This window comes from Pseudomonas sp. B6002, from assembly GCF_013385985.1.
In the GTDB taxonomy this organism is placed as follows: domain Bacteria; phylum Pseudomonadota; class Gammaproteobacteria; order Pseudomonadales; family Pseudomonadaceae; genus Aquipseudomonas.
The window spans coordinates 149073-171038 of record NZ_JACAOY010000011.1 but is presented as its reverse complement, the minus strand read 5'-3'; the positions used below and the strand labels follow the sequence as shown (position 1 = coordinate 171038).

Sequence of the window (21966 nt, the reverse complement as noted above, 5' to 3'; positions counted from 1 at the left end):
AGGGTCAAGACGGTATCTACAGAGAATCGAGGCGTTTGATTTATCGTATTCCAGATATACAAAACCCCGGCGCATGGCCGGGGTTTTGTTATTCAGCACTCACCTGCTAGCGCAGGATCACTCCCACTCAATCGTCGCCGGCGGCTTGCTCGACACGTCATACGTCACGCGCGAGATGCCTTCGATTTCATTGATGATCCGGCCGCTGACGGTTTCCAGCAATTCGTATGGCAGGTGCGCCCAACGGGCGGTCATGAAGTCGATGGTTTCTACGGCACGCAGGGCCACGACCCACGCGTAACGACGGCCATCGCCGACAACGCCAACGGACTTCACTGGCTGGAACACCACGAACGCCTGGCTGACTTTGTGGTACCAGTCGGCTTTGCGCAGTTCTTCGATGAAGATATGGTCGGCGCGACGCAACAGGTCGGCGTATTCCTTCTTCACTTCACCCAGGATGCGCACGCCCAGGCCCGGGCCCGGGAATGGGTGGCGGTAGACCATGTCGTACGGCAGGCCCAGTTCCAGGCCCAGACGGCGGACTTCGTCCTTGAACAGTTCGCGCAGCGGTTCTACCAGCTTGAGGTTCATTTCCTCCGGCAGGCCACCCACGTTGTGGTGGGACTTGATCACGTGGGCCTTGCCGCTCTTGGCGCCGGCCGACTCGATCACGTCGGGGTAGATGGTGCCCTGGGCGAGGAACTTGATGTTGTCCAGTTTGTTGGACTGAGCATCGAATACGTCGATGAAGGTGCGGCCGATGATCTTGCGCTTCTTCTCCGGGTCGGACTCGCCGGCCAGGTTGTTCAGGAACTGATCTTCGGCGTTGGCGCGGATCACCTTGACGCCCATGTTTTCGGCGAACATGGCCATCACTTGCTCACCTTCGTGCAGGCGCAGCAGGCCGTTGTCGACGAAGACGCAGGTCAGTTGGTCGCCGATGGCCTTGTGCAGCAACGCAGCAACCACGGAGGAGTCAACACCACCGGACAGGCCCAGCAGCACGTTGTCGGTACCGACCTGCGCACGGACTTGGGCGATGGCGTCTTCGGCGATCTTCGACGGGGTCCACAGGGCTTCACACTCGCAGATGTCGAGGATGAAGCGCGACAGGATGCGGCCGCCTTGCTTGGTGTGGGTCACTTCCGGGTGGAACTGCACGCCGTAGTAACGACGCTCGTCGCTGAACATGCCGGCGATCGGGCAGCTCGGGGTGCTGGCCAGGATGTGGAAGTCTTCCGGCATCTTGGTGACTTTGTCACCGTGGCTCATCCACACGTCGAGGCCGAACAGGCCGTCGGCGTCGACGTGGTCTTCGATGCCGTCCAGCAGGCGGCTCTTGCCGACCACGTCCACACGGGCATAACCGAATTCACGCAGCTCGGAACCTTCAACCTTGCCACCCAGTTGCTCGGCCATGGTCTGCATGCCGTAGCAGATACCGAAGACAGGCACGCCCAGGTCGAATACGGCTTGCGGGCAACGCGGGCTGTTGGCTTCGTGCACGGACTCTGGGCCACCGGCGAGGATGACGCCTTTGGGTGCGAATTCGCGGATCGCTTCGTCGTCCATGTCGAACGGATGCAGTTCGCAGTACACGCCGATTTCACGCACGCGGCGGGCGATCAGCTGGGTGTACTGGGAACCGAAGTCGAGGATCAGGATGCGGTGGGCGTGAATGTCGAGGGCCATGAAGTCAGTCTCGTCTAATGAATCAGAAACAACTCGGGGCTGAAAGAACAGCCCCGGTTACTTAACGTTTTGCTGGAAGCCTCAACCTACGCGGTAGTTTGGCGCTTCCTTGGTGATCTGCACGTCGTGGACATGGGATTCAGCCATGCCGGCGCCGGTGATCCGCACGAACTCTGGCTTGGTGCGCATTTCTTCGATGTTGGCGCTACCGGTGTAGCCCATCGAGGAACGCAGGCCGCCCATCAGCTGGTGGATGATGGCGCTCAGGGTGCCCTTGTAAGGAACACGGCCTTCGATGCCTTCCGGTACGAGCTTCTCGGCGCCTGCCGAAGAGTCCTGGAAGTAGCGGTCGGAAGAACCTTGAGCCTGGGACATGGCGCCCAGCGAACCCATGCCACGGTAAGCCTTGTACGAACGGCCCTGGAACAGTTCGATCTCGCCCGGCGCTTCTTCGGTACCGGCGAACATCGAACCCATCATCACGCAGGAAGCACCGGCCACGATGGCCTTGGACAGGTCACCGGAGAAACGGATGCCGCCGTCGGCGATCAACGGTACGCCCGTGCCTTCAAGGGCAGCGGCGACGTTGGCGATAGCGCTGATTTGCGGCACGCCCACACCCGCAACGATACGCGTGGTGCAGATCGAGCCAGGGCCGATACCGACCTTGACCGCATCCGCGCCCGCCTCGGCCAGGGCCTTGGCAGCAGCGCCGGTGGCGATGTTGCCGCCGATCACTTGCACTTCAGGGAAATTCTCTTTGACCCAACGCACGCGGTCGATCACACCTTTGGAGTGACCGTGGGCGGTGTCGACCACCACCACGTCAACACCCGCAGCCACCAGGGCCGAAACGCGGTCACCGGTGTCTTTGCCGGTACCGACTGCTGCACCAACGCGCAGACGACCTTGGTCATCCTTGCTGGCCAGCGGGTAAGCCTTGGCTTTTTCGATGTCGTTGACGGTCATCATGCCCTTGAGGGCGAATTTGTCGTCAACGATCAGCACGCGTTCGATACGGTGCTTGTGCAGCAGCTCGCGCACATCGTTCTTGTCGGCGCCTTCCTTGACAGTGACCAGGCGCTCTTTCGGCGTCATCACTTCACGGACGGTAACTTCAAGACGGTTTTCGAAACGCACGTCACGGGAAGTGACGATGCCGACCAGGTCGCCATCGTGCAGCACAGGAACACCGGAGATGTTGTGCAGGCGGGTCAGGTCGAACAGGTCACGCACGGTGGCGTCGGCCTCGATGGTGATTGGATCTTTCACCACACCGGCTTCGTAACGCTTGACCTTGCGCACTTCGGCAGCTTGCTGCTCGATGGTCATGTTCTTGTGGATGATGCCGATGCCGCCTTCCTGAGCCATGGCGATGGCCAGACGGGCTTCAGTGACGGTGTCCATGGCAGCAGAAACAAGGGGAATATTCAGCTCGATGCCACGGGTTAGGCGGGTCTTGAGACTGACTTCGTTAGGAAGCACCTCGGAATAACCGGGCACTAGGAGAATGTCGTCGAATGTCAGAGCTTCTTGGCTGATACGCAGCATCGCGGGGGCTCCCGAGCGGGAAAATGGAAGCGCGCCATTATATACATGCACCCTGCCCGGCTCAATGTAAAACTCTGACAAACTTGGTAATACTGATAGATGGAGAAAAACAGCGCCTTGTAGGAGCCGGCTTGCCGGCGATGAGGCCCTTGAGCCTTGTGCCAAACCAGAGGACGCCATCGCCGGCAAGCCGGGCTCCTACAGGGTTGGGTGGCAGAAGATTAGAGCTCGACTTTGACCCAGCTCATCTTCTGGTCCAGCCAGTCGGCAAATTCGTCGATAAAACTTTGCTTGAAGCCCGCTTCAGCCCAATTGTTGAAGATGAAGCCCAGGTTGGAGAAGCCGCATTCCTGCAGGAACAGGAAGCCGTTGATGTCATCTTCATGCCCGCACAACGGGCAGGTGAAGTTGTCGGTGTAGCCGGGCATCCACTCTTCCAGGCTTTCGAACAGGGCCTCGCCGACTTCCTTGCGGCACTCCGGGCAGCCGGCTTCTTCAAGAAAGCCTTTGGCCGGGGTATAGATGCAGCGCTTGTAGATGATCTCCAGGCCATTGATCGGCTCGTTGAACGGCAGCGCCTGGGGGTGCAGCACCACGGCGCGGGCGCCGTCGGCCAGGGCGTAGCCCATGCGGTTTCCGGTGCGGCCGCAGGTGGTCAGTTCTTCCTTGATGATGTTCTTGCGCACCAGCCAACGCACGATCGCCCGGGCGCGGGGTTCGTGGACGGGCAAGGTGGAGATTTTCGGGACAAGGATGCTTTGGGAATTCATGGGAGTCCTGCGGTGTGGCCACTGGCGCCATCGCTGGCAAGCCAGCTCCTACAGGGGATCGCATTCCAATGTGGGAGCGGGCTTGCCCGCGAAGGGGCCCTAAAGGCTGGCAGCTTAATCCCTACCCCACACAGGTCAAGTACTCAAGTACCGCCCTATCAAGGCAATGCCACTGGCCAACACCAACCAGGTCACCAACCGCACAAACGCCTCCCGCGACATACGCATCGTCAGCCTGCGCCCAACCCACAACCCCACTGCCATCGCCGGCAACAGGCACAGCGCCAACATCAACAGCGGCAAATCCGCATACACCCCAGCGATCAGGAACAGGCTCAGGCGCACCACCGTGCTGCAACTGATCAACGCGCTTTGCGTGGCGCGCGCCGCGTCCTTGGGCAGGCGGCTGTTCAGGTAGATCGCATATAAAAAGCCGCCACTGCCGAACAACGCGCCAAACAAGCCGCCCACCGTCCCCATGGGAATCGACCACCCGGCCGCCAGTTGTGTCGGCCGAGCCTTCACCGCCAGGCTATAGAGTGCGTAGGCACTGATGAACAGGCCCATCAACAGCAGCAACAGGTCCGAATGCAGGTTCAACAAAAACACCACGCCAAGTGTGCAACCGATGGCCATGCACGGCAGCAAGCGCAGCAATTCCGGCTTGTTCACCTCCCGCCGTGATTGCAGCAGGTTGCCGAACGCCGCGACAAAATCCAGCAGCACCAGCAATGGGATGATCTTCGACAACGGCATGAACAGGATCAGCACCGGCCCCGCCACCAGCGCCGTGCCAAAGCCGGCAATGCCGAACACCACATACGCCACGATGATGCCCAGGCCGATCACCAGCCACTCCACACCACCAAACGACCACTGACTCATCAGCTCAACCGGGCTCATGGCTATTCCTTATTCGACGTGGCGATCACTTTAGCCATCGGCGAGTGTTGCGACTAATATCTTCAAAGCCCTCCACCCATCTCGAAAAGGCATGACGTGTGATCTCAACCCGCCAACTGCGCTACTTCGTTGAAATCGCCGACAGCGGCAGCTTCAGTGCCGCCGCCGAACGCCTGTTCGTGGCGCAATCGGCCCTGAGCCGGCAGATCAAGGAGCTGGAAACCCAGCTGCAAACCCCGCTGTTCGAACGCACGGCACGCCAACCCCGGCTGACCGCGGCGGGCGAGGCCTTTTACCCCCGCGCACGCAACCTGCTGAGCGAGTTGCTCAAGGCCAGCGAAATGGCAACGCAAGTGGGCAATGGCGAACTGGGCACGCTGCGCCTTAGCCACTCCAGCACAGTGCCGATGAGCGGCCCGTTGTTGCAAGGCATCAGCACCTGGCTGGAGCGCTGCCCGGGGGTGTCGATGGATATCGTCAAACTGTCCTCCGAGGCGCAGCTGGAGGAAATCGCCGACGGGCGCCTGGAAGTCGGGCTGTTGCGCCTGCCCGTGTTGCGCCAGCGTGAAGGCGTGCGGATCGTGCCGTTATACAGCGAACAACTGCTGCTGGCAGTGCCGCCCAACCATCGGCTGGCGCACAGCGACACACCGGTCGAACTGGCGCAGCTCAAGGATGAGGCGTTTATTTCGATCCCTCATCCCCAGCGCGGAGGCCTGAGTTACCTGTCAGCCGAGTTATGCATGCGCGCCGGATTTTTCCCCAAAGCAGCGCGGGTCATGTCGCGCAAGACCACGCAGCTGCAGTTGATTCAGGCCGGCTTCGGAATTGCCTTGTTACCAAAATCCATGCAGGACATCGCCCCGGCCAATGTGCACTTTTTGCCCCTGGCCGACCCGGAGTGCCTCAGCACCGTTGCCCTGGCATGCGCACAGACACCCAGTGCGCTGGTAGAGCAGTTCTGTCAAACCTTGCACGATTGCCTATAAACTGCCGCCCATGATTAAAGATCCTTTTGCCCGCCTGGGCCTGGACCGCGAAGTCCTGACTGTCAGCCAGCTCAACGGCCGCGCGCGGGTGTTGCTGGAAGACGTGTTCACCAATATCTGGGTCGAAGGCGAGATCTCCAACCTCGCCCGCCCGGCCTCCGGCCACGTGTATTTCACCCTCAAGGACAGCGGCGCGCAGGTGCGTTGTGCACTGTTTCGCAACAACGCCGCGCGGGTACGCCAGGCGTTGAAGGATGGCCTGGCGGTGAAGGTGCGGGGCAAGGTCTCGCTGTTCGAAGGCCGGGGTGATTACCAACTGATCCTCGATACCGTGGAGCCGGCCGGTGATGGCGCGCTGCGCCTGGCGTTCGATGCGCTGAAGGAAAAACTCAGCGCCGAGGGCCTGTTCAGCGCCGAGCGCAAGGTGCCACTGCCGGCGCACCCTCGTCGCATCGGCATCATCAGTTCGCCGACCGGCGCGGTCATCCGCGACATCATCAGCGTGTTCCGCCGCCGTGCACCGAACGTTGAACTGACCCTGATCCCCACCGCCGTGCAAGGCCGCGAAGCGATCCCGCAGATTGTGCGCGCCTTGAAACTGGCGGATGCGCGGGGCTTCGATGCGCTGATCCTGGCCCGTGGCGGCGGTTCGCTGGAAGACCTCTGGTGTTTCAACGAAGAAGCCGTGGCCCGTGCGGTGGACGCCTGCGTCACACCAATCGTCAGCGCCGTCGGGCATGAGACCGATGTGTCCATCAGCGACTTCGTCGCCGACGTGCGCGCCCCTACGCCTTCCGCCGCAGCTGAACTGCTCGCGCCAGACGCTAGCCACCTGGTGCGCCAGGTCGAAAACCTGCACCGCCGCCTGGTGATGCTGATGCGCAATCGCCTGAGCCACGACCGCCTGCGCCTGGAGGGCATGGCCCGTCGCCTGCGTCACCCTGGCGAACGCCTGCGCCAACAGGCCCAGCGTCTGGATGACCTGGACATGCGCCTGCGCCGTGCGTTCGAGCGCAGCCTCAATACCCGCCGCGAGCGGTTGATCCGCCTGGAAACCCGCCTCGCCGGCCAACACCCGGGCCGCCAGTTGGCCCTGCTGCGCCAGCGCCTTAACAGCCTCGCCGAACGCCTGCCCCGCGCCATGCGCGAAGGCCTCAAGGCGCGCCGCCTGCAGCTGCAAAGCCAGGTGCAGACGCTGCACGTGATCAGCCCCTTGGCGACCCTGGGCCGTGGCTACAGCATCTTGCTGGACGAGCGTGGCCAGGCCATCCGCAATGCCGCGCAGACCCACACCGGCCAGCGTCTCACTGCACGCCTGGGTGAAGGCCAATTGCAGGTGCGGGTGGAAGACAACCACCTGACACCCGTCACCCTTTCGTTACTGGATTGATCGATGCCACGTTTTCTCGGTTTGTTGATGCTCGCTTGCCTGACCTTCAATGCCCACGCCGACAGCTACATCACCCGCCTGCTGAACAAGCCGGTGCCCGGTGGCGTGGCGGTGGTCGACCTGGGCACGGCGGCGACCGCCCCCAAGGCCACGTACCTGAACCGGCCCGTGCTGGTGGTCAAGGAACAGAACAACTGGCTGGCGATCGTCGGTATCCCGCTGACCGTCAAGCCCGGCACCCAGCGCGTTATCAGCGGCACGCAGAACCTGCCGTTTGTGGTGGGTTTCAAGAAGTATCCCGAACAGCACATCACCCTGAAGAACAAAAGCCAGGTGAACCCGGACCCGGCGCAGCTCAAGCGCATCGAGGGTGAATTGGCGGTGCAGCTCAAGGCCTACCGCAGCTTCAGCCCGAACACACCGAGCAACCTGCTGCTGGATAAACCGGTCAACGGGCCGCTGTCGAGCAAGTTTGGCGTGCGCCGGTTCTTCAACGGCGAAGAGCGCAACCCGCACTCGGGCCTGGACTTCGCGGTCGGCGCCGGTACGCCAATCAAGACCCCGGCAGCCGGCAAGGTGATCCTGACCGGCAACTACTTTTTCAATGGCAACACCGTATTCGTCGACCACGGGCAGGGCTTTATCAGCATGTTCTGCCACATGTCCAAGATCGACGTGAAGGTCGGCGACCAACTGGCCCGCGGCACAGTAGTAGGCAAGGTCGGCTCGACGGGTCGCGCCACCGGGCCGCATATGCACTGGAACATCAGCCTCAACGATGCACGGGTCGACCCGGCGATCTTTATCGGCGCGTTCCAGCCTTGATATGAAGGGTGAGGCTACTGGCCTCATCGCGGGCAAGCCCGGCTCCCACAAGGGAACACCCCCCGACTGTGGGAGCTGGCTTGCCTGCGATGGCGTCAGACCTGTCGCCCCTATTGCGCGGCCAACAAATGCAGCGCAAACAAAACATAACCCTTCACAAAAAACAGCAATAAAATCTCGTACAAGGCGGGGATAGCAGAACTTCTCTCAATTTTTCTCGACTGCTTGCCATCTTTCACCTCGGCGGTTAGGGTTGGGCTTATGAAAACCTCTCACACCCTCATTCAGCTCCGCCAGCACCGCAGCCTGTGCCTCGTCAGCGCACGACTGCCAGGCTGAATCGATCTGCCTCGTCCCACGTTTTATCCCAAACAATAGTTACTCGGCAGGCCGCCTTTTCTCGGCCCCTACTACAAAGGATTTCCCGATGAGCATGCTCAAAGACCCGTCTTCGAAGTACCGCGCGTTCCCGACTATCGATCTCCCAGACCGTACCTGGCCGTCGAAAACCATCACCGAAGCGCCGATCTGGTGCAGCTCCGACCTGCGTGATGGCAACCAGTCGCTGATCGAGCCGATGGACGCGGCGAAAAAGCTGCGTTTCTGGAAGACCCTGGTAGCGGTGGGCGTGAAAGAAATCGAAGCGTCGTTCCCGGCGGCTTCGCAAACCGACTTCGACTTCGTGCGCACCCTGATCGAAGACAACCATATCCCCGAGGACACCACCATCCAGGTGCTGACCCAGGGCCGTGAAGACTTGATCGCACGTACGTTCGAATCCCTGCGCGGTGCCAAGAAGGCCATCGTGCACTTGTACAACGCTACCTCACCGTCCTTCCGCCGCATCGTATTCAACCAGGACAAGGACGGTATCAAGGCCATTGCGGTCAACGCGGCCAAGCTGTTCGTCAAGTACGCAGCACAACAGCCAGAAACCCAGTGGACCTTCGAATACTCCCCGGAAACCTTCAGCGCCACCGAGCTGGAGTTCGCCAAGGAAGTCTGCGACGCGGTGATCGAGGTATGGAACCCGACGCCTGAGCACAAGGTGATCCTCAACCTGCCGGCCACCGTTGAATGCGCCACGCCGAACATCTATGCCGACCAGATCGAGTGGTTTGGTCGCCATATCAACCGCCGTGACAGCGTGATCATCAGCCTGCACACCCACAACGACCGTGGCACTGGCGTGGCCGCTACCGAGCTGGGCCTGATGGCCGGCGCCGACCGCGTCGAAGGTTGCCTGTTCGGCAACGGCGAGCGTACCGGTAACGTCGACCTCGTCACCGTGGCACTGAACATGTACACCCAGGGCCTGGACCCGCAGCTGGACTTCTCCGACATTGACGGCGTGCGTAAAGTCGTCGAAGAGTGCAACCAGATCCAGGTTCACCCACGCCACCCGTATGTCGGCGACCTGGTCCACACCGCCTTCTCTGGCTCCCACCAGGACGCGATTCGCAAGGGCTTCGCTCAGCAGAAAGACGGCGCGCTGTGGGAAGTGCCGTACTTGCCGATCGACCCGGCCGACATCGGCCGCAGCTACGAAGCGGTGATCCGCGTGAACAGCCAGTCGGGCAAGGGCGGCATCGCCTACCTGCTGGAGCAGGAGTACGACATCAGCTTGCCGCGCCGCATGCAGATCGAATTCAGCCAGGTGGTACAGGCCGAAACCGACCGTGTGGGCCTGGAAATGACGGCGCCGCAGATCTACGCCTTGCTGCAGCGTGAATACCTGCAAGCCAACACCCCGTACGCGCTGGTCAGCCATCGCCTGCAGGAAGAGAACGGCAACAGCTTTGTCGAGGTGGAAGTTTCCGGCAAAGGCCAGGGCGAAACCAACCTGCACTGGAAAGGCAAAGGCAACGGCGCCCTGGAAGCACTGGTGGCCGGCTTGCCGATTGGCGTGGAGATCATGGACTACAACGAACACGCCATCGGTGCGGGTACCAACGCCAAGGCCGCGGCGTACATCGAACTGCGTGTGAACGGCGAACGCCCGGTGCATGGTGTAGGTATTGATGAAAACATCACGACTGCCAGCTTCAAGGCGCTGTTCAGCGCTTTGAATCGCTCGCTGAGCCAGCAGGAAGCCAAGGCGGCGTAAGCTGACGGCTGAAATGCGAAAGGCCCCTGGGTGTGAATCCAGGGGCCTTTTTTTGTTTGGGGTCTTGGGTGATGCTGATGGTCTCTTCGCGGGCAAGCCCGCTCCCACAGGGGAATGCATTCCAAATGTGGGAGCGGGCTTGCCCGCGATTGCGGTCAGTCAGACAAACTGGAAAGTATCAGCATCCAGGTTCGCCGGGAATTTAGTGCGATACGCCGCCAGTTCCGCAGCACTCAGGCTCACCTGAAACACCCCATCCGCCTCCCCCGCACTCAGCAACGTCTCGCCCTGGAAGTCCAGCACCTGGCTGTCGCCGGTGTAGGCAAAGCCCTTGCCGTCGGTACCCACCCGGTTCACCGCCGCCACGTAGCACAGGTTCTCGATGGCGCGCGCCGGCAACAGGCGGTTCCAGTGCTGGCGCCGGGCACCGGGCCAGTTGGCGGTGTACAGCAGCAGGTCGGTGTCGTGAGCGTCGCGGCTCCACACCGGGAAGCGCAGGTCGTAGCAAATCAGCGGGCGAATGCGCCAGCCTTTCAATTCGAACTGCACTTGGCGCTCGCCCGGCGTGTAGTGGTCGTGCTCCCCTGCCATGCGGAACAGGTGACGCTTGTCGTAATGCAGCACTTCGCCATCCGGCCGTGCCCACAACAGGCGGTTGCGGTGGCTGCCGTCGGCGGCCTGGATAATCACGCTGCCGGTGATCACCGCGTTGTACTTGGCAGCCTGGGCCTGGAGCCAATGGTGGGTCGGGCCGCGCTCCGGCTCGGCCAGGGTTGCCGAGGCCATGGAGAAGCCGGTGGTGAACATCTCCGGCAACACGATCAGGTCAGCGCCCCTGGCCAGCTCCAGCAGCACCTCGAAATGTTCGAGGTTGGCCTGGCGGTCGTGCCAGGCCAGGGTGGTCTGGATCAAGGCGATGTTCAGGTCGGGCAATGCATTCAGATCACGCATAGTTTTTTCGCTGCCTGCTGCAGCGTCTCCTCGCGTTTGGCAAAGCACAGGCGCACCAAGCGCTGGCCTTGGGGCGGGTCCTGGTAGAACACCGAGACCGGGATGGTCGCCACGCCGTGCTCGCGGGTCATCCACAAGGACATGGCGACGTCATCCAGGTCCGGGCGAATCTGTGAGTAATCGACCAATTGGAAATAGGTGCCGGTCACCCGGGTAAAGCTGAACCGCGACGGCGTCAGCAAGTCGCAGAACAGGTCGCGCTTGGCCTGGTAGAACGCCGGCAGTTCCTCGACGTGTTCCGGGTGTTCGGCCATGAAGTCGGCCAACGCGTATTGCAGCGGGGTCACGCCGCAGAAGTTGACGTATTGGTGCACCTTGCGCAACTCGGCCGTGAGGGCCGGTGGGGCGACTACATAACCGGTTTTCCAACCCGTGACATGGTAGGTCTTGCCGAACGAGCTGACCACGAAAGCCCGCTGGTACAGCTCTTCATGGGCCAGCACGCTGACGTGGGCTACGCCATCAAAGACCAGGTGTTCGTAGACTTCATCGCTGACCAGGTAGATATCACGGTCACGGATCAAATCGGCCAGCTGGTCCAACTCGGCACGGCTGATCAGCGCGCCGGTCGGGTTGTGCGGCGAGTTGAGGATGATCATGCGTGTACGCGGTGACAGCGCCGCCTTGATCTTCTCAAAGTCCAGCGCGAAGCCATCGAGGCTCAGTTGCACATGCACACAGCGGCCACCGGCCAGCTCGACCGACGGTTCATAGCTGTCGTAGCTGGGGTCAAACACGATGACTTCATCACCGTTGCGAATCACCGCCTGGATCGCGCAGAAGATCGCCTCGGTCGCGCCCGGGGTGATGGTCACTTCACTGTCGGCATTGACCGTGGCGCCATAGCTACGGGCGATCTTGGCAGCCACCTGCTGACGCAAGATGGGCAGGCCGGTCATGGGTGCATATTGGTTGTGGCCGAGGGCGATATGCTTGCCAACTGCATCGAGCAAGCCTTGGGGGCCATTGAAGTCCGGGAAGCCCTGGGACAGGTTGAGCGCACCGGTTTCGGCGGCCAATTGCGACATGGTGGTGAAAATGGTCGTGCCGACGTTCGGCAGCTTGCTGGTGATCATCGAAAGGCCCCTGCAGGTGAACCCCAAGTTTTAAGCTGCCGGCCGCACGGGGTCAAGGCACAAACCTTCGCGCACAAAAAAGGGCTCATCAAGAGCCCTTTTTGCGAGGTCGAAATCAGCGCTTGTCGCGGCGCTTCTTGTCGGCCTTCTTGTGGTGAGTCATCAAACGACGCTTCTTGTTCACCTGGCGGTCAGTCAGCGTGTTCTTGTTGCCTTCGTACGGGTTGTCACCGCCTTTGAACTCGATGCGGATCGGCGTACCGACCAGCTTCAAGACACGACGGTAGGTGTTTTCCAGGTAACGCACGTAGGACTTTGGCACCTTCTCGATCTGGTTACCGTGGATCACGATAATCGGCGGGTTGGCACCACCCAAGTGGGCGTAACGCAGTTTGATCCGGCGGTTGTTGACCATCGGCGGTGCGTGCTCGCCCACCGCGTCTTCCAGGATCTGGGTGAGACGGTTGGTCGGCCAGCGCGTGACCGCGGACTTGAACGAGTTCTGGACGGATGCGTAGAGGTTGCCCACGCCGGTCCCGTGCAGGGCCGAGATAAAGTGGATGTCGGCGAACTCAACGAAGAACAGCCGGCGTTGCAGCTCGATCTTGACGAAGTCGCGCTCGCTCGGCGTCATGCCGTCCCACTTGTTGATCGCGATCACCAGCGCCCGACCAGCTTCGAGGGCAAAGCCCAGCAGATTGAGGTCGTGATCCACCACACCTTCGCGGGCGTCCATCACAAAGATCACCACGTTGGCGTCTTTGATCGCTTGCAGGGTTTTCACCACGGAGAACTTTTCAACTTCCTCGTGGATCTTGCCGCGCTTGCGCACGCCGGCGGTATCGATCAGCGTGTACTTCTCGTCGTTACGTTCGAACGGGATGTAGATACTGTCGCGGGTGGTGCCAGGTTGGTCGTACACAATAACCCGGTCTTCACCGAGCATGCGGTTGACCAGCGTGGACTTGCCGACGTTGGGGCGGCCGATGATGGCGATCTTGATACCGTCTTTTTCGCTCGGGCCAGGAATGCGCTTGGCTTCCTCACCTTCGGCAACGACTTCTTCTTCGCCCTCTTCTTCCTCGACGTCATCCTTCGGGAAACTGCTCAGGGCAATTTCCAGCATCTGCGTAATGCCGCGACCGTGGGCACCGGCGATCGGGATCGCATCACCCAGGCCCATCGGGCTGAATTCGGCGCGGGCCAGTTCAGGATCGATGTTGTCGATCTTGTTGGCGACCACGTAGGAACGCTTGTTGCGCTTGCGCAGGTGCTCGCCAATCATCTGGTCAGCAGCGGTGTAGCCCGCGCGGGCGTCCACCAGGAACAACACGACATCGGCTTCTTCAATGGCCAGCAGCGACTGCTCGGCCATCTTTTCGTCCATGCCATGCTCGTCACCGGAGATACCACCGGTGTCGACAATAATGTAGGAGCGCCCTTGCCACTTTGCCTCACCGTATTGGCGATCACGGGTCAGACCGGACAAGTCGCCAACGATGGCGTCACGAGTCCTGGTCAGGCGGTTGAACAAGGTGGACTTGCCGACGTTAGGTCGGCCCACCAGGGCGATTACGGGAACCATGCGGCTCTCCACTTCGTTATTTCAGAAAATACAAAAGCCGCTGCAAGGCAGCGGCTGGTGCTCGGGGCAGCATCGTCAGATGCCGCATGCCCCGCCGAAGCGGGGCCGCCTGGGTGTTACCCCAAGCATAGTTCTTACTTGATGGTCAGCGCTTCCAGCTTGCCGCTGTTGCCAAACACATAAAGCATGTTACCCACGACCAGCGGACGAGCACGCAGGCCGTCGCTGTCGATACGCTCGCGACCGACAAAGCGACCGTCCACCTGGCTCAGCAGATGCAGGTAGCCTTCGAAGTCACCCACGGCGACGTAGCTGGAGAAGACTTCCGGTGCCGACAGTTGACGGCGAGCCAGGGAGTCATTGCTCCACAACGCAGTGGTGGAACGCTCGTCGACACTTTCAACGGTGCCCGACGCCAGGCTCACATAGACGCTGCCAAACCCTTGGGCGACACCGGCATAGCTGGAAGCATCACGCTGCCAGTTGATGCGGCCGCTCTGCAGGTCCAGCGCAGCCACGCGGCCCTGGTAGGTCGCGACGTAGATCGTTTCACCCGACAGCAGCAGGCCGCCGTCGATGTCCACTACGCGGTCCAGTTCGGAACGACCTTGAGGGATGGCCACACGGGTTTCCCAGGCCGGCACGCCGTTCTGGGTATCCAGGGCGACCACTTTACCGGTCGACAGGCCTGCAACGGCCAGATTATTAGTCACAATCGGACCACTGGTGCCGCGCAACGTCAGGACCGCAGGGGTGCTGTCGTACAACCAGCGCTGGTTGCCGGTAGCGGCATCCAGGCCAATCACGCGGTCATCCTGGGTTTGCACCACAACGACATCGCCGTTGGTAGCCGGTGCAGCCAGTACTTCGCTGGTCACTCGAGCGCGCCATTTTTCTTCACCGCTGCTGGAGTCCAGGGCAATCACATCACCCTTGAGCGTACCCACCAGCACCAGGCCGTAGCCGACGCCCACACCACCGGAAACCGGCAGTTCGAGGTCTTTTTTCCACTTCACGTCGCCGTTCATGCGATCCATGGAGATGATTACGCCAGTGGAGTCAGTGGCGACAATGTTGTCGCCATCGATCGCTGGCTGCAGCAGGTTGTAGAGGTCACCTTGACCATCACCAACGGAGCGGCTCCACTGCTTTTGCAGGATCACTTCTTCCTTGAAGCTGGTCAGCTCGGCAGGAGGCAGTTCTTTTTTGCTGTTGCTGCTGCAACCCGCGGCCAAAACGGCCAGAGCCAGCAATGCTGCATGTTTCCAACGGATCACGTCACGCATCCCCTTTGGCCAAGTCGTCCAGCTTGATTTGTAAGCCACCGACCGCCGCTTCATCAGACAGCGCCGCCTTGGCTTTTTTGTACGCAGCATTGGCTTCGTCGTTACGACCCAGTTGGACCAGCAGGTCGCCCTTGAGCTCTTCACGAGTGGCTACGAATGCCTTGTCAGCATCGCCGTCGAGCAGTTTGAGTGCTTCGTCAGCCTTGTTCTGTGCTGCCAATACCTGGGCCAGGCGCTGACGTGCGATTTCACCCAGGGTCGGGTTGGTCGGTTTGTCGGCGATGGCTTTCAGCTCAGCCGCAGCGTCATCCAGCTTGCCGGTGTCGACCGCGACCTTCGCGACGAACAGGCTGCCGTACTGGGCGTAGGTACTACCGCCGAATTCGCTTTTCAGCTTGCCCGCCAGGTCTGCCACTTGCGCAGGGTCAGGCTTGCCGTCCGGCGTCAGCGTGGTTTCCAGCAATTGCTGATAGAGGATCGAGGCACCTTGGGACTGGTTGGCCTGATACTTGTGCCAGGCTTGCCAGCCGAACACCACCACTAAAGCCAGCAGGCCGCCAGTTACCAGGGGCTTGCCGTTACGCTGCCACCAGTCCTTCAGCTCGGCCAGTTGCTCATCATCAGTACTCGACACCCCAATACTCCTTAATCGCTAAATTCGGCTGTTCGACAGCTTCAACCCTGCACGACGCAGGTGGCCAAGTGCGCGGCGAGCGCATCAAAGGCAATGTTCTGTTGCTCGCCCTGGCCACGCAGGGGTTTGAAACCTATCACTTGCTGGGCCAGTTCGTCATCGCCCAGGATCAGCGCATACAACGCGCCGCTCTTGTCGGCCTTCTTGAACTGGCTCTTGAAGCTGCCGGCGCCGGCATTGACCTGCAGGCGCAGGTTCGGCAGTTGGTCGCGCACTTTTTCGCTCAAGGCCAGGGCTGCCAGTTCGGCGGCCTCGCCAAAGGCGCACAGGTACACGTCCACCTGACGGGAGATTTCTTCCGGGACCTTCTCCAGGGTTTCCAGCAGCAGGATCAGCCGCTCGATGCCCATGGCAAAGCCCACGCCCGTGGTCGGCTTGCCGCCCATCTGCTCGACCAGGCCGTCGTAACGACCACCGGCACAGACGGTGCCCTGGGCACCGAGTTTGTCGGTGACCCACTCGAACACGGTCTTGCTGTAGTAATCGAGGCCGCGCACCAGCTTGGTGTTGATCACGAACGGAATACCGGCCGCGTCCAAACGAGCCTTGAGGCCCTCGAAGTGGATACGGGACTCGTCGTCCAGGTAATCGGCCATTTTCGGTGCATTGACCAGCACAGCCTGGGTGTCAGCGTTCTTGGTATCCAGCACGCGCAACGGGTTGGTTTTCAGACGGCGTTGGCTGTCTTCGTCCAATTTGTCCAGGTGGGCCGACAGGTACTCGACCAAGGCCACTTTATAGCGGCCACGGGATTCACTGGTGCCCAGGCTGTTGAGTTCAAGCTTGACCGCGTCACGGATGCCCAACAGGCCCCACAGGCGCCAGGTCAGTACGATCAGCTCGGCATCGATGTCCGGGCCTTCGATGTTGAACACTTCCAGGCCGATCTGGTGAAACTGGCGATAACGGCCTTTCTGTGGACGTTCGTGACGGAACATCGGGCCGATGTACCACAACTTCTGCGGCTGGCCAGCACCGGTGAGACCATGCTCAAGCACAGCACGCACGCAAGCCGCGGTGCCTTCCGGACGCAGGGTCAGGGAGTCGCCGTTGCGGTCTTCAAAGGTGTACATCTCTTTTTCGACGATGTCGGTCACTTCACCGATGGAGCGCTTGAACAGCTCGGTGAATTCCACGATCGGCATGCGGATCTGCTTGTAACCGTAGTTATCCAGCAGGCGCGCGACGGTGCTTTCGAAGTAACGCCACAACGGCGTCTGCTCCGGCAGAATGTCGTTCATGCCACGAATGGCTTGCAGAGACTTGCTCACATCAAATCCTTAAATTCGTTCAATCAGCCGCGCGCGATCAGCGCTGCGTCAGCCGCGACCTTCTCGGCCGCTTTCTCGCGGATCAGTCTTTCGAGCTCATCCACCAGATTGTCATTCGTCAACTTCTGCGACGGCTTGCCGTCGATGTAGATCAGGTTCGGTGTACCGCCGGTCAACCCGATGTGTGCCTCTTTGGCTTCACCCGGGCCGTTGACCACGCACCCGATGACCGCAACATCCAGCGGCACCAGCAGGTCTTCGAGGCGCCCTTCCAGTTCGTTCATGGTTTTCACCACGTCGAAGTTCTGCCGCGAGCAGCTCGGGCAGGCAATGAAGTTGATGCCACGGGAACGCAAATGCAGGGATTTGAGAATGTCGTAACCGACTTTCACTTCCTCTACCGGGTCTGCCGCCAGGGAGATGCGGATGGTATCGCCAATCCCTTCGGCGAGCAGCATACCGAGACCCACCGCAGATTTCACTGTGCCTGAGCGCAAACCGCCCGCTTCAGTGATACCCAGGTGCAGGGGCTGCACGATTTCCTTGGCCAGCAGGCGGTAGGCTTCCACCGCCATGAACACGTCGGAGGCCTTTACGCTGACCTTGAAGTCCTGGAAATTCAGGCGTTCAAGGTGCTCGACGTGGCGCAACGCCGATTCAACCAGCGCAGCCGGCGTCGGCTCGCCGTATTTTTTTTGCAGGTCTTTTTCCAGGGAGCCGGCGTTCACGCCGATTCGGATTGGAATACCGCGATCACGGGCGGCATCCACCACCGCACGCACGCGGTCTTCACGGCCGATGTTGCCCGGGTTGATCCGCAGGCAATCAACGCCCAGTTCGGCTACACGCAACGCGATCTTGTAGTCGAAGTGGATGTCGGCAACCAGTGGCACCTTGACCAGTTGCTTGATGCGACCAAAGGCTTCTGCAGCGTCCATGTCCGGCACGGATACCCGCACGATGTCCACACCGGCCGCTTCCAGACGGTTGATCTGGGCAACGGTGGCAGCCACATCATTGGTGTCGCTGTTGGTCATGCTCTGTACCGCGATGGGGGCGTCGCCCCCCACCGGCACCGAGCCGACCCAGATCTTGCGCGATACGCGACGTTTGATTGGAGATTCGCCGTGCATGACTATTGTCCCAACTTCAGGCGAGCGGTCTCGCCACTGGTGAACGGCGCTACGTCCACAGGCTGGCCGTTGTAGGCCACTTGCGCGCCACGGGCAAAGCCCAGACGCAGCGTCAAAGGAGGCTTGCCGCCCTGGTCGAGCGTATCTCCCTTACGCTTCAGTCCGCTAAACAGCACTTTGCCATTGCCATCGGTGACTTGCGTCCAGCAGTCGGCAATGAAGGTAATCTGGATACGCCCGTCGCCCGCGATCAATGCAGGGGTGGTGGGTGGCGAAATCGCTGGTGCAGCCGGGTTGGCTGGCGCAGGGGTCGCTGGCGCTTGAACCGGCGCGGCAGGCGTGTGGGCCTGGGCAACGGGAGCCGCCGGGGTATGGGCCGGTGCAGCCGGTGTTGCCGGGGCGGGCACGGCTGCGGTGGTGACAGGCGCGGTTTCAGGCGCTGGCTGCTCGGTGGCAGCAGGTGCTTCAGGCGCGGCTTGGCTCTCGGCCACGGCCTGGTCTTCCGGCTCATCCAGCGGGTGAATCTGGGTGGTGCCGTCGGCGCTTTCGACTTCGACGTGCTCCATGGCGTTGCTGGTCAGGTCTTTGTTGCGCTGGGAGGTCTGGTCTTGCCACCAGACGAAACCGCCGCCGATCACGGCGATCAGCAGCAACAGGCTGACGATGCGCAAAATAGTGTGGGAAACCCGCACCGGCTCTTCGATACGGCCCAGGCCATGCACATTGCTGCCCTGGGAGTCGGTGCCGGTGAACTGGTCGAACTCCTGGACCAGGGTGGCCTGGTCAATGCCCAGCAACTTGGCGTAGGCGCGGATATAGCCGCGGGCAAAGGTATGCCCAGGCAGCTTGTCGAACGCGCCGGCTTCCAGGTTGGCCAGGGATGTGCTGGTCAAATTGAGCTTGAGGGCCACTTCTGCCAGCGACCAACCATTGCTTTCGCGGGCTTGACGCAAGGTCTCGCCTGGGTTTACGCGATTAGCTGCTACAACTTCCGGGTGCGCCGCTTTCATCATTGCTCCGACAGGTATTGCTGATATTCCGGCGTACCGGGATAGAGTCGTTCGAGTTGCTGGCCAAAACGTGCGGCCGTGTCGCGTTCTTCATGAACCGTCGCCAGGCGCACACCGAGCAATAGACTACGTGCATTTTGCCCGCTGAGCAGGCTAAAACGCTCGTAATAGTCACGTGCCGGCACATAATGCCTGTCTTCGTAAGACATCTCAGCCATTTCGAGCAATGCACGTGGCTGGCGACTGTTCAAATGCAGGGCTTTTTCCAGCTGCTGGCGGGCGCTGTCGCGCTGGCCGAGGCGCATCGAGGTCACCCCAAGGTTCTCGAATACCCGCGACCGCTCTGGGTAGAGAGCGTCAGCGCTGGCTTGTTGGAAATACTGGGAGGCCTGGTCATAACGTTTCTGCGCGAATAAAAAGCTGCCGTAGTTGTTCAGCAGCCGCGCATCGGCGGGACGGGAGGCCAGGGCCTTCTGGAAATATTGATCGGCCAATTCAGGCTCGGCCTGGGCCTGGAACACCAGGGCCAGCGCCGCATTGGCGTCGGCATCGTCGCTGTCCAGCTCAAGGGCCTTCTTCAACGGCACCTTGGCCTGCTCGCTCATGCCTTGCTGCAGGTAACCCAAACCCAGTTGCACATAGGCAACTCGCGCCTCGTCACGGCCTTTACCGGTTTGCAAAGGGCGGTCATGGCCCGATGAAACACAACCAGCCGACAGGCCGGTAACAAGCAAAAGCAGCGCAAGGCGCAAGGGCATAGAGATCCTCTCTCAGATTCGATTCACAGCAATCAGCGGTAAATCGTCGGCGGCGTTCTGTTCGCGTCCGGCGATATAACGTTCGCTGCGGCGGGTGCGGTCCATTACCTGCCCTACCAATTGGCCACAGGCAGCGTCGATGTCTTCACCACGGGTGGTGCGGACGGTGACGTTGTAGCCAGCCTGGTGCAGTTGATCCTGGAAACGGCGGATGGCGTTGTTGCTCGGCCGCTCGTAGCCAGAATGGGGAAACGGGTTAAACGGAATCAGGTTGATCTTGCACGGCGTGTCCTTGAGCAACTCGATCATCTCGACCGCGTGCTCGACCTTGTCGTTGATGTCCTTGAGCAGTGTGTACTCAATGGTCAACACACGCTTTTCGCCGAGGGTTGCCATGTAGCGCTGGCAAGATTCGAGCAGCATCTTAAGCGGATACTTCTTGTTGATCGGCACCAATTGGTTACGCAATGCGTCATTGGGTGCGTGCAGCGACAGCGCCAGGGAGACGTCGATGTGCTTGGCCAGCTCATCGATCATCGGGACCACGCCGGAGGTCGACAGGGTTACACGGCGCTTGGAGATGCCGTACCCCAGGTCGTCCATCATCAGGTGCATGGCCGAAATGACGTTGTCGAAGTTCAGCAGCGGCTCACCCATGCCCATCATCACCACGTTGGTGATGGCACGGTCGACGGTCGCCGGGACGCTGCCAAAGGATTTGTTGGCAATCCACACCTGGCCGATGACTTCGGCGGCGGTGAGGTTGCTATTGAAGCCTTGCTTGCCGGTGGAGCAGAAACTGCAGTCCAGGGCACAGCCTGCCTGGGACGAAACGCACAAGGTGCCGCGCTTGCCCTGGGGAATGTACACGGTCTCGACGCAGCTGCCGGACGCCACGCGCACCACCCACTTACGGGTGCCGTCGCTGGAGATGTCCTCGCTGACCACTTCGGGACCACGGACCTCAGCAATGGCCTTGAGCTTGTCGCGCAGGGCCTTGCTGACGTTCGTCATGGCGTCGAAATCGTCGACGCCAAAGTGGTGAATCCACTTCATTACCTGACCGGCACGGAAACGCTTCTCCCCGATTGAGTCGAAGAATTTCTCCATTTCCGGCTGAGTCAGACCCAGCAGGTTGGTTTTAACAGTCGATGTAGTCATGGATTCACCCTCACTCTTTAAGCCGATGCTTAGCGAGCGGTTACTTCAGTAGCAGCGAAAAAGTAAGCGATTTCGCGAGCAGCAGCGGCTTCGGAGTCCGAACCGTGAACAGCGTTGGCGTCGATGGACTCAGCGAAGTCAGCACGGATGGTGCCAGCAGCTGCTTCTTTAGGGTTGGTAGCGCCCATCAGCTCACGGTTCAGAGCGATAGCGTTTTCGCCTTCCAGAACCTGAACAACAACAGGACCGGAGATCATGAAGGCAACCAGGTCGCCGAAGAAACCACGAGCGCTGTGCTCAGCGTAGAAGCCTTCAGCTTCAGCCTTGGACAGTTGCTTGAGTTTCGAAGCTACAACCTTCAGGCCGGCTTTTTCGAAACGAGTGGTGATCTCGCCGATGACGTTTTTTGCAACAGCGTCAGGCTTGATGATGGAGAAAGTACGTTGAACAGCCATGGTGTAACTCCAGAAACGGTAATTTACGAAAAATTAAACCCGCGAATTATACGCGGGTTATTGGGTATTGCCTAACTGCGTAAAAATGCGGCTCAGTCGTCTGCTTCTTCTATCCACAGACCCTGAATCGCCTCCAGAACCTTTTCGCCACCCCGGTCCGGGATGTCGTCGAATTCCGGCAGCGCCATTACGAGGTCCCGCAACTTGACGAAGTTCACGGTAAGAGGATTGACCTCAGGGTGAGCTTCAGCAAGTTGTATAGCGATTTCTTGTACATCAACCCATTTCAGGCTCAT

20 protein-coding genes are annotated in these 21966 nt (G+C 60.6%); 4 read left to right on the top strand and 16 right to left on the bottom strand.

The features are described from left to right. Positions 1–117: 117 nt before the first annotated feature. From guaA to HX792_RS16230, 4 genes are all read right to left on the bottom strand, one after another. Entirely contained in the window at positions 118–1695 is a 1578-nt protein-coding gene (gene guaA / locus HX792_RS16245) for a glutamine-hydrolyzing GMP synthase (RefSeq protein WP_028617834.1), read from the bottom strand. Positions 1696–1776: 81 nt separating this feature from the next. After that, a complete protein-coding gene (gene guaB, locus HX792_RS16240) occupies positions 1777–3246 on the bottom strand; it encodes an IMP dehydrogenase (protein ID WP_176997037.1) in 1470 nt (489 codons plus the stop codon). 221 nt (positions 3247–3467) lie between these two features. Continuing rightward, on the bottom strand, positions 3468–4016 hold the full coding sequence (locus HX792_RS16235; protein WP_176997036.1) for a sugar ABC transporter ATPase: 549 nt from the start codon (positions 4014–4016) through the stop codon (positions 3468–3470). 135 nt (positions 4017–4151) lie between these two features. Further along, positions 4152–4919 carry a sulfite exporter TauE/SafE family protein gene (locus HX792_RS16230; protein WP_176997035.1) on the bottom strand — a complete coding sequence of 256 codons (768 nt, stop codon included), beginning with the start codon at positions 4917–4919 and terminating at the stop codon, positions 4152–4154. Positions 4920–5017: 98 nt separating this feature from the next. Between HX792_RS16230 and HX792_RS16225 the strand changes: the two genes are divergently transcribed. The 4 genes from HX792_RS16225 (at position 5018) to leuA (ending at position 10230) form a co-directional block, all read left to right on the top strand. Further along, complete coding sequence (locus HX792_RS16225; RefSeq protein ID WP_176997034.1) at positions 5018–5908, top strand: LysR family transcriptional regulator; 891 nt, start codon at positions 5018–5020, stop codon at positions 5906–5908. A gap of 10 nt (positions 5909–5918) precedes the next feature. Beyond that, a complete protein-coding gene (gene xseA, locus HX792_RS16220) occupies positions 5919–7298 on the top strand; it encodes an exodeoxyribonuclease VII large subunit (protein WP_176997033.1) in 1380 nt (459 codons plus the stop codon). Positions 7299–7301: 3 nt separating this feature from the next. Next, a complete protein-coding gene (locus tag HX792_RS16215) occupies positions 7302–8123 on the top strand; it encodes a peptidoglycan DD-metalloendopeptidase family protein (RefSeq protein ID WP_176997032.1) in 822 nt (273 codons plus the stop codon). Between the two features lie 427 nt (positions 8124–8550). Further along, positions 8551–10230 carry a 2-isopropylmalate synthase gene (gene leuA / locus HX792_RS16210; protein ID WP_176997031.1) on the top strand — a complete coding sequence of 560 codons (1680 nt, stop codon included), beginning with the start codon at positions 8551–8553 and terminating at the stop codon, positions 10228–10230. A 159-nt stretch (positions 10231–10389) separates the two neighbouring features. Here leuA and HX792_RS16205 read toward each other — a convergent pair whose 3' ends face one another. The 12 genes from HX792_RS16205 to iscX form a co-directional block, all read right to left on the bottom strand. After that, on the bottom strand, positions 10390–11181 hold the full coding sequence (locus HX792_RS16205; RefSeq protein WP_176997030.1) for an amidohydrolase: 792 nt from the start codon (positions 11179–11181) through the stop codon (positions 10390–10392). Beyond that, positions 11169–12317, bottom strand: coding sequence for a pyridoxal phosphate-dependent aminotransferase (locus HX792_RS16200; protein WP_176997029.1), 1149 nt, complete (start codon positions 12315–12317; stop codon positions 11169–11171). Before HX792_RS16200 ends, HX792_RS16205 begins: the two co-directional genes overlap by 13 nt. Positions 12318–12432: 115 nt before the next feature. Beyond that, on the bottom strand, positions 12433–13902 hold the full coding sequence (gene der, locus HX792_RS16195; RefSeq protein ID WP_176997028.1) for a ribosome biogenesis GTPase Der: 1470 nt from the start codon (positions 13900–13902) through the stop codon (positions 12433–12435). 134 nt (positions 13903–14036) lie between these two features. After that, entirely contained in the window at positions 14037–15188 is a 1152-nt protein-coding gene (gene bamB / locus HX792_RS16190) for an outer membrane protein assembly factor BamB (RefSeq protein ID WP_176997027.1), read from the bottom strand. After that, positions 15181–15822: a YfgM family protein gene (locus tag HX792_RS16185; protein WP_176997026.1), complete on the bottom strand. Its 642-nt coding sequence runs from the start codon at positions 15820–15822 to the stop codon at positions 15181–15183. The genes bamB and HX792_RS16185 overlap by 8 nt, the downstream gene beginning before the upstream one ends. A gap of 41 nt (positions 15823–15863) precedes the next feature. After that, positions 15864–17153, bottom strand: coding sequence for a histidine--tRNA ligase (gene hisS / locus HX792_RS16180; protein WP_176997025.1), 1290 nt, complete (start codon positions 17151–17153; stop codon positions 15864–15866). Positions 17154–17176: 23 nt separating this feature from the next. Then, a complete protein-coding gene (gene ispG / locus HX792_RS16175) occupies positions 17177–18286 on the bottom strand; it encodes a flavodoxin-dependent (E)-4-hydroxy-3-methylbut-2-enyl-diphosphate synthase (protein ID WP_025859271.1) in 1110 nt (369 codons plus the stop codon). Positions 18287–18288: 2 nt separating this feature from the next. Further along, positions 18289–19296, bottom strand: coding sequence for a RodZ family helix-turn-helix domain-containing protein (locus HX792_RS16170; protein ID WP_176997024.1), 1008 nt, complete (start codon positions 19294–19296; stop codon positions 18289–18291). Continuing rightward, complete coding sequence (gene pilW / locus HX792_RS16165; protein ID WP_176997023.1) at positions 19296–20054, bottom strand: type IV pilus biogenesis/stability protein PilW; 759 nt, start codon at positions 20052–20054, stop codon at positions 19296–19298. The genes HX792_RS16170 and pilW overlap by 1 nt, the downstream gene beginning before the upstream one ends. A 12-nt stretch (positions 20055–20066) precedes the next feature. After that, positions 20067–21215 carry a 23S rRNA (adenine(2503)-C(2))-methyltransferase RlmN gene (gene rlmN, locus HX792_RS16160; protein ID WP_176997022.1) on the bottom strand — a complete coding sequence of 383 codons (1149 nt, stop codon included), beginning with the start codon at positions 21213–21215 and terminating at the stop codon, positions 20067–20069. Between the two features lie 29 nt (positions 21216–21244). Beyond that, positions 21245–21670 carry a nucleoside-diphosphate kinase gene (ndk, locus tag HX792_RS16155; protein WP_060754319.1) on the bottom strand — a complete coding sequence of 142 codons (426 nt, stop codon included), beginning with the start codon at positions 21668–21670 and terminating at the stop codon, positions 21245–21247. A gap of 92 nt (positions 21671–21762) precedes the next feature. Next, positions 21763–21966, bottom strand: coding sequence for a Fe-S cluster assembly protein IscX (gene iscX, locus HX792_RS16150; RefSeq protein WP_017135947.1), 204 nt, complete (start codon positions 21964–21966; stop codon positions 21763–21765).